This window comes from Burkholderia sp. AU27893, assembly GCF_002223205.1.
GTDB lineage: Bacteria > Pseudomonadota > Gammaproteobacteria > Burkholderiales > Burkholderiaceae > Burkholderia.
The window spans coordinates 1,202,133-1,214,477 of the sequence record NZ_NKFD01000001.1 but is presented as its reverse complement, the minus strand read 5'-3'; the positions used below and the strand labels follow the sequence as shown (position 1 = coordinate 1,214,477).

General features: G+C 54.8%; 9 protein-coding genes and 1 pseudogene. 5 read left to right on the top strand and 5 right to left on the bottom strand.

Annotated elements, in window-relative coordinates:
- Positions 1 to 28 precede the first annotated feature (28 nt).
- A pseudogene (locus tag CFB47_RS05640) lies at positions 29 to 238 on the bottom strand (thymidylate synthase); the annotation flags it as partial.
- Positions 239 to 449: 211 nt separating this feature from the next.
- On the opposite strand from CFB47_RS05640, the gene CFB47_RS05635 reads away from it, so the two are divergent.
- From CFB47_RS05635 to CFB47_RS05615, 5 genes are all read left to right on the top strand, one after another.
- The gene (locus tag CFB47_RS05635; RefSeq protein WP_089460617.1) at positions 450 to 1,685 is read left to right on the top strand and encodes a tyrosine-type recombinase/integrase; all 1,236 of its coding nucleotides are present in this window, start codon (positions 450 to 452) and stop codon (positions 1,683 to 1,685) included.
- 67 nt (positions 1,686 to 1,752) lie between these two features.
- The gene (locus tag CFB47_RS05630; protein ID WP_089460616.1) at positions 1,753 to 3,789 is read left to right on the top strand and encodes a site-specific integrase; all 2,037 of its coding nucleotides are present in this window, start codon (positions 1,753 to 1,755) and stop codon (positions 3,787 to 3,789) included.
- Positions 3,790 to 3,861: 72 nt separating this feature from the next.
- Positions 3,862 to 5,679, top strand: coding sequence for a tyrosine-type recombinase/integrase (locus CFB47_RS05625; protein WP_089460615.1), 1,818 nt, complete (start codon positions 3,862 to 3,864; stop codon positions 5,677 to 5,679).
- Positions 5,672 to 6,130 (top strand): hypothetical protein, encoded by a 459-nt coding sequence (locus CFB47_RS05620; RefSeq protein ID WP_089460614.1) that lies wholly within the window; start codon positions 5,672 to 5,674, stop codon positions 6,128 to 6,130. The genes CFB47_RS05625 and CFB47_RS05620 overlap by 8 nt, the downstream gene beginning before the upstream one ends.
- Before the next feature lie 12 nt (positions 6,131 to 6,142).
- Positions 6,143 to 6,976 carry a thymidylate synthase gene (locus CFB47_RS05615; RefSeq protein ID WP_089460613.1) on the top strand — a complete coding sequence of 278 codons (834 nt, stop codon included), beginning with the start codon at positions 6,143 to 6,145 and terminating at the stop codon, positions 6,974 to 6,976.
- A gap of 134 nt (positions 6,977 to 7,110) precedes the next feature.
- Here CFB47_RS05615 and CFB47_RS05610 read toward each other — a convergent pair whose 3' ends face one another.
- The 4 genes from CFB47_RS05610 to CFB47_RS40200 all read right to left on the bottom strand — a co-directional run bounded on the left by CFB47_RS05610 (position 7,111) and on the right by CFB47_RS40200 (position 12,342).
- Complete coding sequence (locus CFB47_RS05610) at positions 7,111 to 7,737, bottom strand: hypothetical protein (protein WP_089460612.1); 627 nt, start codon at positions 7,735 to 7,737, stop codon at positions 7,111 to 7,113.
- Positions 7,734 to 8,759, bottom strand: coding sequence for an FRG domain-containing protein (locus tag CFB47_RS05605; RefSeq protein WP_089460611.1), 1,026 nt, complete (start codon positions 8,757 to 8,759; stop codon positions 7,734 to 7,736). The genes CFB47_RS05610 and CFB47_RS05605 overlap by 4 nt, the downstream gene beginning before the upstream one ends.
- A gap of 161 nt (positions 8,760 to 8,920) precedes the next feature.
- Positions 8,921 to 11,161, bottom strand: coding sequence for a hypothetical protein (locus CFB47_RS05600; protein WP_089460610.1), 2,241 nt, complete (start codon positions 11,159 to 11,161; stop codon positions 8,921 to 8,923).
- The gene (locus CFB47_RS40200) at positions 11,158 to 12,342 is read right to left on the bottom strand and encodes a hypothetical protein (RefSeq protein WP_124475529.1); all 1,185 of its coding nucleotides are present in this window, start codon (positions 12,340 to 12,342) and stop codon (positions 11,158 to 11,160) included. The genes CFB47_RS05600 and CFB47_RS40200 overlap by 4 nt, the downstream gene beginning before the upstream one ends.
- Between the last annotated feature and the right edge of the window lie 3 nt (positions 12,343 to 12,345).

Sequence of the window (12,345 nt, the reverse complement as noted above, 5' to 3'; positions counted from 1 at the left end):
ATGCAACCGCGCGGCCCAGGTTGCTCGATCAGACCGCCATCGGTGCGGTCAGCGGCTCATGGTGGCGGTAGCCGACGAGCGAGAAATCGGACGGCTCGATCTGTTCCAGCCACTCGGGCGCGTAGACGCCCGTCTTCGCGTATTCCGGCACACGCTCGGCAATCTCGAGCCGCGGGCTCTCGTAAGGCTCGCGCGTGAGCTGGCGCTGCAGCATGTCGAGCTGGTTCTCGTAGATATGTTTCTGGAACCAAATTTTTTATACCAATCCGGCGCATCTCCCACGGAAAACCGGACTATCTAGTCATCCCAAGCAAGAAATTTCATGGAACCATATTCTTTTACCACTTCATCAATCTCCAGGTATCATTCCGCCGGCGCTCTTGCCAGTTGCCCATCAGACTCAGAGACGTGCGGTTTACGGAAAGACATTCCTACCGGGAGGCTCATAAGTGCCGCTTGCCAACAGCCTTGTACCTCAATTGGTGAAAGTGACCGGCAGTGCTTCCTCCGAAGTCGTCGTACTGTCCAGCGGCGACGTTCTTCAGTTGTCGGTCAATTCGAGCACCTACCCGCTCTACAGCGTGCTGGACAGCTACGGGGTCGTCGTAAAAAGCGTCCATCTCTGGCTGCGCAAGCTAAGAGCCGAAGCTGGTTTGAGCATCAGCATGAGCACTGTCGAGCAGTACGCCCGTACCCTTTCTTATCTCTGTCGTTGGATTGAGCGGGATGGGCCGTATCCGAACCTGAGCGTCGACGAAAATCTCGTGCTGCTCAGTCGCCAAGACATCCAAGCGTGGACTCGCGACATGAAAACGCGAGGAGCCGAAAGCCATAACACCTTGCATTCACGAGAGGCCTGCGTGAAGCAATTCTTGGACTGGATGGCAACGCAAGAAGCCGGCAATCTGCGGGACCCAGAGAATTCCCCATATGGCCGTGCCGGCACGCTTCGCTACGTGGTCGCACCACCGAATGCCCGTAGTCCGAGGTATGTCTCTGCAGAAATCGTTGTGCAGCTCCTGAATGGCATGCACAACGAGTGCGAGCGGTGCATGTTCCACGCACAGTACGACATGGGCCTCAGAATCTCTGAGTTGGTGAATCTCGTGGCTAGCGACATTCCCGATGACTCGATGTACGACCCCGCCTTTCAATTCATTCCAATCTGCGCCCGGCGTGTCAAGGGGCGTGGAGGCCAGAAACCCGAAAAAATCACCCTGATGTCGCGGGCTGTCCTCAGGCGCATCAAGCGCTATCACAGTAGTCGCGAGTACAAGCTCGCTTCAGATTGGGATATCAATGACCCCAACAAGCCGGTGTTTCTGACCGCAAATCAACTGCGGTGGAGCCCCAGAAACGCGTCGAAGCAATTCAAGAAAGCTGTCAGAAGAGTTCGCCTCATCGATGCTATGGCGACCCATTGGATGCGTCACGGCACTGCCTTTTCAGTATTGTGCTCGGACATCGGGAAGACCTACCAAGACAGGATGTTGTTGGTTCAGCAAATGCTTGGGCATGCCCATTTGAAGACAACCGAGATTTACACGCAAATTCCGCCCGACCTGTTGCAGAGGCTAACCAAAGCCGGCAAAGAAATGAATCGCCTCGACGAGGCTGAATCTATCCGCGAGCAAACCTACCTCGGGCCGCTACAGCACAATGAAAAGCGGGGGCACCATGCGTAACGAACCAGTCCGCCTCTACAAGCCACCCAAGCCAACTCTCGCAGACCCATACGCCCAAATCAAGTGGATGTTTTTCCAAGTGGAGGCCGAGTACGAAGGCTTGAGCGCTGAGCGTTTCCGTTATGCGCGCAACAAGTACTTGCAGTTCGTCGCGGAGACGAGCGCCTACTACCCCGAACTCGAGAGCAACAAGCGTTTTTACTTGACAATACACTGGGAAGCCGACGCACTGATTCGCTTCAACAGATGGCTAGTCGGCCAAGACCTCAAGAGCAAATCTCGATATGGCGTGTACAAATCGGTTCGTCAGGTCATGGATATGGCTTACGCGCTTCGCATTGTCGACACCGTGGTCTACCACCCGCCGGTGTTCAAGGGCGCCTCAGAAACTAAGGAGCGGTCCGCGTACACTGAAAGCGAACAAGAAGTCGTTAACGCAGCCATCGCCCGTTGGATTGACTTGGCCAATAGCGTCCTCAATGGCTACACTCCGACTGGCCAGGGCATCCCGTATCGTCGCCAGAATACTCTTCCTCCGATTTCGATAGACGGCCAACTATGCACCGTTTCTGAAGCGGCGAAACGATATGGTGTTAAGCACGGGGTAATTTCCCAGCGAATTCGAACGGGCTGGACGCCGGAACAGGCCGTGGGCCTCGCGCCCCCGCCCTCGCCACGCTTTACTTCAATTCAAATTTCGGTTGAAGGCATCAGCTATTCGAGCGTAGGTGCTGCCGCCAGAGCCTATGCCGTGGACCCAGCGGTAGTCGCCCAAAGGTTGCGGATGGGACACACCCCGGAGCAAAGCGTCGGCATTGACCCAATTCATGTGCTGCAACGCGACGAGCGTGCCTTACTCTGGTTGTTCGAGAATCAATACGCGTGTAACGCTCTCGCGATGTATGAGGACTTCTATGACCGGCGGCAGAATCTTGTCGCCGTCTGCACGATGCAACGCCTGTCAAAGCTATTCATCCGCTGGGGTGTCTGGCCGCATGTCGATGACCGCCTAATCATGCCGTTGGCGGCCGAATTCAGTATGCTCGCTGGCCTGAACGTCGAGGCGCTCAAAGAGCTTGAAATCGACTCCTACCAGCGCGAACACCGGCTCACCGGACAGCCTGTCATTACGTATCGGAAACGACGGGCCGGCAGTTCGACCCGCTCAGAGGACAGAGAACTTCATCTTCCGTTACTTGACATGGAAGAGCTGTATCTTGACGAGTCCGTAGTTCAAAAGCTTGGGAAGCTGGTTGGCTTGGTTCTAGGGCTGACGTCGCGTATCAGGGAAGACGCTCCCCCGGAGATTGCTCGCCGCCTTTTCATATTCGAAGACGTCGAATGCTCGCACAGAGAAGGCAAACGCGTCATCGTCGCGATAGACCCCAAAAGGAAAGCCGGAAAATGGTACCGTCGGTTTTGCACCGACGAAGGGCTTTATAGCCTCTTCGGGAAGAACTTTAACTTCAGTCTCGCTCGCTGCCGTCCAACGCTCGCCACCAATATGGTACTGGCCGGCGCCACGTTGTTCGACGTACAAGTCGCGCTCGGGCATGAGAGCATTCAGACTACCGCCACGTACCTCGATGAGCAAGGCTTAAAGCCGACCTTCAATCGCACCGTTTCCGAGGCGCTCGAGCGCATTGCGCAACGCTCTAGAGAATTTCAAAAAACGGAACAAGCGCGGGTACCTCGCGCACCGACATCCCCGAGTCCTGAACTTGATTGCTTTCACGAAACACTGTCGGGATGCGGATGCAAGAACCCGTACAACCCGAGCGAGAACGTCCGGGCTGTCACGAAGCATGTGGATGGCACCCCGTGTCGATTCTGGAACATGTGCATACGATGTGACCGTTCTATCGTCACGGAACGCACCCTTCCAAAACTCATCGTATACCGCAGGCGTGTGAATGTGGCGCTTGAATCAGACTCACCGGCCATCCGAGGTCGAAAATCGCTTTTTGAAGACGCAGTAAAGCTCATCGACGGCATCCTCGCAGAAGATATGGTGTTTCCGGCAGCAGTAATTCGAACCGCCGAGCACGTTGCAGCGACGATGGACGATTTGCTCGTTGACCACTTGATTTACCAGGGATTCTGAAACGTGAGGACCTCCGCTCGACTTCCTGCCTTGTCCGATGTCACCGCTGGGCAAGCGGTCTTTCGAAACGACATGCCAGTCTGGCTTGGACGCTTTGGCGACGATATCTGGCCCTTCATCGAAACAACTTCGCCTCTCTATACAGGTCCCGCCAGTTCAAGCTTTGTGTGGCGCGATTACGTCGATGGCAAAGGCGCCACTCTGCGGCATCCCAGCTCATTTTCAAAGACCACGTATGAGTATTGTCTAACCGATGCAATAGTCGCAGACCTGAAGATTTCCGCAGTAATTCATGGGTATTTTCCACAGCTCATCAAGCACGCGCGAGCGCGGAAAGAGCAACTCGACCCGAAGACGGTGAGAGGGCGTATTGATGAACTGGCTAAATTCCTCTCGATGGTCATCAACGAAGGGAAACGTAGACTACACATTCAAATCACTCGTCTGAGTGATATTCCGTTCGCCCTTCTTAAAGAGACTATTCCACAGTATCCGGGCCGCTCCGAGCATCTTCGCCGCGCGCTGAAGCTGATTTCCGACCCAATGGTTCAGAGAAATCTCAGCGCCCCGCTCCAGTGGGGCTTGCTCGACATCGAAAAATCGTCAATTGCATGGGGTGAGTCTAAATATGAAGGCGGCATCCCAACCTTGCCGGATGCCCAGTTCCTATTCCTGCTGAACTACTGCAAGCATGCTATGACACGCTTCAAGAGTGCCGCCGCGCTGGTCATCCACGATAAGGAATGTCAATCCTTAGCTAGCTCGATTACTCTCCCCGAAAGCGAAACCTTGGCATCGGCGATGACGGAATATTACGATTTCGTAGAAAAAGGTAAAAGCCAACGGTTCCGAAGGAAACATCGCATCCCCCTGACCGTGGTCAACGACATCATCAGCGAGGGGCATCTCGCATCCCTGCTTCTTATCCTGTTGTTCACAGGGATGCGCGCCACCGAGACTCATTTCCTGATGCGCGACTGTCTCACGTTTGAACACGGCTACTGGTTCCTTGTCTCCAAACAGGTAAAGCATCGTCCGAAAGATGTTCCAATCTGTGAAGGTTGGCTGGCCGTCGACCTAACAAGAGACGCGTACGACGTCCTCATGTTCATTACGGAACAAACCGGCAATCCGTATCTTTTTTCGTCATCGGTCCCTGGAAAGGCCGAGACTGGATTCGGGTACAGGGGTAGTGCGCTCAATACGAAGTTTGAACGATGGCTAGCACGAATTGACGTAGATGGACTCTTCATCGATTGGACATTTTCAGTTCATCAATGTCGCGAAACACTCGTGGCACAGCTTGCGAACCAAGAGGTCGGCTTACCGTTCATCAGCATGCAGCTCAAGCATTTTCACAGCCAGTTCAACGCCATGCCCAACGAAGTAACGGCGGGTTACGGGAACTACCGGCAGCAGTTGATGACAAGCGTTACGACCCGCATCGCCGAGGCTCGTGAGACCGCTCTCCTAGACCTCTTTGGCGAGGACGCGAAGTTCGCCGGAGGCGGCGGCGCTGCTCACAAGGCGCGTATCGACACGTTCTTTGCGGGTCTAGGCCTGTTCGGCAACGAGCGCGAACAGTACATCAAGGATATGGCCAAGCGCGGCGTCAAGCTGATGCCGACAAGCATCGGAGCTTGCGGCAGAAACTTTGCTATTCCGAACGCAGAAGTGCCGCCCTGCTACGGCGACTATCAGTGTGACCCCGAATGCCCGAGTCACGTGATTACGCAACGGGCAGCGCAGGTGCTCACTATGCGCAGGGAACACGCCCATGGTGAGGCGGAGCGTGAGACCAATCCGGGCTACAAGACTATCTGGCTGGGCCTTGTTCAAACATTGGACAAGCACATCGCCACCCTGGACCTGGAGACCGTAGATGACTGATGGCCGCCCCGAGGAGCTCACCGAGCATCAGGCAGACACTTCGACGAAAAATGATACACTCATCCTGAATGCCCTCGGGCTGCTCGAGGACCCTACCAAGCGCGGGAAGCGCAAGGCGACGGTCGCCGCCATATGCGAGTTGACGGGCCTATCCCGGAATACTATACGCAACAGGCAGTGGGCCTGCGATAGGATTCAAACCTTAAAGCGGAAGCTCAAAGCTGGTGCGGTAACGCCGGCCGCGGCCCAGTCAACGTCCGAGCAAACTGCTGAACCCACCCTCGATGACCTGAGGAAGCGAATCAGACGTATCCTCGAGCAAAACGCGTTGCTATACGAGGAAATCCTGTCCCTCCAAAGCACAATCGCCAAGAAAGACAGCGAGATTGCCGCGCTCAAAGCTCGGAACAATTTTTCCATCGTCCCGCCCACCGGCCGGGAAACCGAATAATCGGATGTCGACATGAAGCAATATTTGGAACTTCTTCAAGATATTTTGGAGAACGGTGTCGCCAAAGGTGACCGTACTGGCACTGGGACCAAGTCCGTGTTCGGGAGGCAGATTAGACATAACCTGTCGAAGGGCTTTCCTCTGCTGACGACGAAGAAGTTGCACTTCAAGAGCATCGCCAACGAGCTAATCTGGTTCCTTAGCGGGAGCACGAATGTCAGTTGGTTGAAGGAAAACGGAGTCTCAATCTGGAACGAGTGGGCCACCGAAGACAATGAGCTCGGTCCCGTCTACGGCAAGCAATGGACGGCATGGCCGACCAAAGACGGTCGTACCATCAACCAGATTGACTACGTAGTCAACACGCTTCGCAATAACCCGAACAGTCGGCGCATCCTGTTCCACGGCTGGAATCCGGAATACTTGCCCGACGAGTCAATCAGTCCGCAAGAAAACGCCCGACAAGGTCGGATGGCTCTGCCGCCTTGCCATCTGCTGTATCAGTTCTACGTCGCGGAAGGTAAGCTGTCCTCGTTGTTGTACATCAGAAGTTCGGACAGCTTCCTCGGGCTACCATACAACATCGCCTCCCTGGCATTGCTCACGCACATGCTCGCTCAGCAGTGTGATTTGACGCCGCACGAAATCGTGGTCAGCATCGGTGACCTGCATGCTTACTCGAACCATATGGACCAGATTCATACGCAGTTGGAGCGCGAGGTTCGTGAGTTGCCTCAGTTGAACATCAAGCGACGTCCGGAATCAATTTACGACTATAAGTTCGAAGATTTCGAAATCGTCGGCTACAACCCGCATCCGAGCATTTCCGCTCCAATTGCCATCTGAACCATCGGTCAAGCGCACGGTGGGCACAGGCTGCCTCGTGCGCGTACGAAACAACGAGACCGCGGTGAGCCCACCCTACGCTAGGACGTCGTCTCACCCTTCCATCAGCGGGCATCGCGCGGTCTCTGTCCATCTCAGATGTTCAAGGGCTCCACGTAGTCAGCATCTATCCCATCATCGCCGATGCCCACGCGACTCAGCTCGATGTCTTTCCTTTCGCATACGATTTGCAAAGCCTTGAACAGCGCGGGCTCCATTCGATGCCCAGCAATGACCCGTTTCACGGGGCTCGGCAGATAGAAGTACGCGTCTCGTTGCAACACGCGAACCTCCTGTTCGTATTCCCATTCGCGGTACTTCGACGACAACACCTGTTCGGCGGCCTGCTCAGGCGAGAAGTCGTCCCCAAACGTTAGCGACGCGAAGACGCCACGATAGCTGACCTCTTTGATTTCAGGGGCATCGTCCGGCAACTCGACTTCGATTGCCAGACCCTCGAAGCCAGAGGCGTAGTGAGCCCAAAGCAGGTGACAGTCGAAGGTCTTCGCCAGCGAGCAAACCTTGAGCCCCTTCTTCTGCTCTACGACTCGGGCAACCTGTTCCTTAATGTCGTCTTCGCGCGAGCTCTTATAAGAATAGGCGAACATGCCCTCCATCGGGTCATTCAGCTGCCGCCAGTCCGCACAAAACAAACGGCTGTTGAGCATGATGTCAAACGCATACTGAATTTGACTTGCAGGCCTGAATTTATATGCCTTCAATTTTTCTTCTCCCTAGTCATTTTTCCTCCACGCGTCGCCGCAGTTGATTTCTTGCGAGCGTCTCGCTTTTTCTTCGCACGCTTTTCCTTCGAACTTCTTTCACGCTCCAGCTTTTCAAGATAGGCCTTACGCTCGTGCCCCCACCGCCGCTGCTCATCGAAACGCACGTCATGAGCAACACTATCGAGGCCGGGATATATGAATGACTTGGTAAACCCAAAATGTCGAAGCTGCTGCCAGATAATCGGAGTCTTTTCCTGTGGAATCAAAATCTTAGTAATAAGTGGCCTAACTGCGGAGAACCAATCGAGCGGGTTCACGTCTCTGCCATGGATTGTAAACAGCCCGGACTGAGCCCGAATTCGCGGCGATAGCTGGGGCGCTGTAATACAGAGCGGCGCGTAGTTATCGAAGTGCTCGGACGACAACATAGTAGGTCGCGTGTACGCCTCCCAGTAGCCGTAGTCTGCGGCCACATCTACAACCTCATCAATGTCTGCGTGCATCGCGTGATTCACCTTGTGCGGATTCATCGCGAAGACTGCCGCTGCATTTTTGGCGAATTCGTCAATCTCTTCTTCGCGGTCTTCATCAGAAGCTACGCCCGAAGACTGCGAGTCTTCAATCGCAAAATACAAAGCGACCAACGCGTTTGTGGTCCAGTCGAGAAGCCTCGTTGGTACACCATGGTGCTGCATCAAAAACAACCATTCGAAATCATTGCGCGGAACGAAATCCAAAAATGGTATCGAACGACGCTTGAAATCACTTAGCATTCGCTCCGGGCTAACTCCAGTTAGCTCATATCCGCTCGCCCTTAGTACCTCAGTACCATCTAAAGGCCGTCCGTATGCATCGCGAAACGCAACCAAGTCTCGAAGCGCCCCCGGCGTCAATCGGTAGGTCGCGCTCGAATGCCCCCGAAACCAAGCCGTGTCATTTTCCGCGCTGTTGATTGCCGACACTACGTCGATATATGCACTCAGCGAATCAACAACCACCACTTTTAGATTTTCTGACATACGTTTGACATATAGAAATTTGTAACACCAGACAGCCGTAGTCACAGAAAGGCATGACGAGAAGGCGACACCTTGGATAACGGCATGCCGGGTCGAAACTTGACTATCGCCGGTAATAGCACGCTGACCCAGCGAGACACATCAGAGGCCAGCGTGTCCACTTAGAATTCATCCGGCATGCTGGCGTTCCTTGGCATCTCCTCCAGCCCCAGCAGCACGCGTAGCAACTTCAGTCGCGGAGCGTCACCAGCAAGCTTTGGCTCGATACGCTCCTGCAATTCCCTAAAATGGCGCGCGTCGAGGCGCAATCGCCCCGTATGCAAAGCAAGAGCAAATTCCCCAGCCGCTTCTCCCTGTCTTCTCCCGTATTGCTCGAAGACATTTGAGAGGAAATCCAACATGAACTGGCTTGAGTTTCGCTCCCGAGAATAATCCAACTCGCCGACACGAGCACACCGAAGCAATGCCGCCTGGATGGCACCGTCGTTGTATCGAGTGAAGTTCTCTGGATGCAAAATTACCTGCTGAAATGCATCGGTGGAAAGACGGTTCGCTTCGTCATCGAACTTGCCTTCTCTGGCGTTCTGGAGCAGCGCCCCGACCGTCGCGAGGACGCCAGCACTCGTCTCGTCGTCCTCCTTATAGAACGGTGTCCAGTACGCAAAATCCGCTCGAAGCTTCAGGCGTTCGGTAAGTTCGTCGTCGGATGCGATGAACGCGCATCCCGCCAGACCACATTCCGAACCGCGAAGGTTACCTATCCTGTCTTGGAAAGAAGCTCCAAACTCCTGCTGTACATTCTTGAAGATGTCCGCTTCGTTCAGAAAAGACTCCGATATCCCTGGGCCAATCGCGATACCCATGAAGCGCTCAACATTGATAGTGGCTTGGCTCGCAGAGTGCTTGAGATTGGGAGTAAGTGCATTCACTTGCGTAGCCGTCTCGGCAATCTGAGCGCCGATGAGATAGGTCCTCGCACCGCGATGGATATCCCGCAAATCGCGACTGATTGAGAGAAGCTTTGTACCGCGCCCAACCACAGCAGCGACGATGAGCATTGCCCCTATGGGGTCCGGCATCGATGTCTGCGCCTCGATTTCGACGTCCGACACTACACGCAGTGGCTCTGCCCGATTCATGACCTCCTGCAAACGCTTCGCACAACGCTTTGCGATTTCGTGCGAAGCAGCATCGCTCTGGTAGACGATGGTTTTGACCGATGCCGGCGTCTTCTGGCACAGGACGTTATCAGTGAACTTCGCAAATTCGCCGTTTTCCAGTAGGGCACACCCGTCGAGATAGACGGGCCGCACCTTGGCTGTAGGGACACTTCCGCGTGACTGGACCGCGAGCCGGCCGGTCTTTGCGAATGCTTCGCAAAATCGCGCGACCGCCTCAACACGGTGTTTAGCCTTTTTCAAAAGCACCGACTTTGGGAGGAGGTCCTCCGGCGCAAACCTTTCACCAACAATTGATAGGTCCTTGAGCTGCCCGTAGCGCTGTTGCTGGTCATCCTCTATGCCATCTGGCGTTTCCAGCGCGTAAAGGGCATCTCCATGATGCCTTGCGCAATCCAGCGTTAGGAGCGTGACAACTTCGTCAGGATGACAACGCGTCCTCTTTTTCCACTCCTGCTCAAGATTCATCGACGACGAAGCTGAAATCATTGTGAACGACGTCCCGTACAAGGGGGCATCAACCTCATCCAGCCCATCGTGCGAATGGAAGCTTACGACGCGCGGGCGCGGAAGGTCGTAAAGCGCACAATAGATTTCTCGAAGCGCGTAGGCAACGGACGCGATTGCCATCGTATCCACGAATATGACGTCCAGCTTTGCGCCAACTGCCAACGCTCGCTTGTTCAACTTCTCCAGCAGTGCGAACGCGAGGAACTGTGCGCTCTCGACTTCCGTCAGGGCCTCCTCGGCTCGTAGGAAGTGAGTCGACCGCTTTTGCGATGGCTTCACGAATGTGAAACCAGGCGGTGCCACCACGAACACGCGCCGCGCATCGAAGAGCTTCTCTAGCCCTGCCTTGCGAATCGCTTTTGACTGGCTTTGTAGGATGTCATCAAGCTTGTCGACTGGGTTCCGAAGCTGACGGTGTAGGCGGACAGCTCCATCGCGTTTAAAGGAGCAAACGCATATGCAGACTTTGGTCGATGCACGGTTCGCCGCTTGCGTGAGGAGCCGGTCCCCAAAAGCAGAGACGATTAGGCCCGCATCAGTTGCTTCGCAGATGATTGCGACCACGTCGGGCGGATTTACACTTTGAAGGCCAGTCTCGATGGCGTCAGCAAGGTTTGCCTCATTGAGTTTGCCCGGCGGTTTAAAGAGGAAGTGAAAATTCCTTGTCGGGACGCCATCCGCAAATGTCCAATCGAATGCGAAATATCCCTTCATAGCAGCACCTTCGAGAGCGGCACCACAATCGAATAGCAAGCGCCAGCCGTCATCGGTAATACTGGCTGCTCTTTGAGCCAGTGCGTTGGTGCAAACAAGGCTTCTGCCTTCGGGGCGGAGAAGTCTTGTACGAGGCAGACGCGACCGGTCCGCAATCGAAGGTAGGCGTTCAGCCGTTGCAGCGTCTGAAGCACGTACGAAAGCCCTCCACCGCTACCTGCTGTTGTCTTGGTCGTCGCATGAAGCTCAAAGCACTTCTTGACGAGGGCCACCTCGTCAGCAATCGACAATTGCTCTATCTTGTCGCCCGGGTCACCGTGGCGCGAAAGCCAACGACGCGCGAGTCCAGGACCAGTGTCAAGTACTGTAAGCTCGAGCAGAGCAGATTGCCGGTTCTGCCAGCGCTCATCAGAGCCCTTCGATGTGCGCCGGTTGGCGATATTGTGCAACAGGTAAAACGAAAGTCTGGGGTCACCCTCGCCTAGATGAGCGGCAGCAGTTTCCGCGTCGTAGGTGATGAACTTCGCCATAACTGCGCGAAGATTCTTCGGGTACGGTCGACCTTGCTCATCAGTTGTAGCGTGCTCGTCCGTATTTTTGAAGAGTTCGTAGATAAGCGTTCCGAGCCAGATTCGTCTTGTCTCGGTCATCTGCTGTTCCGCTGATGGAGCACACGCCGCAATTATTCGAGAAGTGAGCGTGACGAACTCGTCTCGGGACCGTATGGCGCCAACCTCAGCTCGCGAGTACAAGGGAATCAGGAACTCATTCTTCGCACGTGAAAAGCAACCGAGAAATACCCCTCTCCCATGCATTGTTTCTCTAAAGCTGCTCGACTGCATGGCTTCAATCCGTGCGACGGCGTTAGCAAGCGCGGCCCGCGTCGACATCACTTCTCCCGCTGCAGTCTCAATAGCATCTGCGAAGTACGCTGCCGCTATGCCATGCGGTTCTTTAGACAATGCTTCCGCAGCTTCTCCGATATGTTTGCTGTACAAGCGGAGAGTGGGTTGTGAGACGTTGCGCGACCATGCTGCGGTCAGCTGTATTAGCGAGCCGGGAACTCCGGCGCCACCACCGAATTTCAGCGTCGTGGGTAAACGCAGTGTCTCCTCGACTTGAAACTCAGAATAGGCTGCCTCTATCTCTTTGAGGCTGACGGCTTGAGAAAAGGAAATCATGAA

Coding starts and splice junctions, on each gene's coding strand:
- CFB47_RS05605 (WP_089460611.1), bottom strand. CDS start 8,759: ATGTCAGAAAATCTAAAAGTGGTGGTTGTTGATTCGCTGAGTGCATAT.
- CFB47_RS40200 (WP_124475529.1), bottom strand. CDS start 12,342: ATGATTTCCTTTTCTCAAGCCGTCAGCCTCAAAGAGATAGAGGCAGCC.
- CFB47_RS05625 (WP_089460615.1), top strand. CDS start 3,862: ATGCCAGTCTGGCTTGGACGCTTTGGCGACGATATCTGGCCCTTCATC.
- CFB47_RS05620 (WP_089460614.1), top strand. CDS start 5,672: ATGACTGATGGCCGCCCCGAGGAGCTCACCGAGCATCAGGCAGACACT.
- CFB47_RS05615 (WP_089460613.1), top strand. CDS start 6,143: ATGAAGCAATATTTGGAACTTCTTCAAGATATTTTGGAGAACGGTGTC.
- CFB47_RS05600 (WP_089460610.1), bottom strand. CDS start 11,161: ATGAAGGGATATTTCGCATTCGATTGGACATTTGCGGATGGCGTCCCG.
- CFB47_RS05630 (WP_089460616.1), top strand. CDS start 1,753: ATGTTTTTCCAAGTGGAGGCCGAGTACGAAGGCTTGAGCGCTGAGCGT.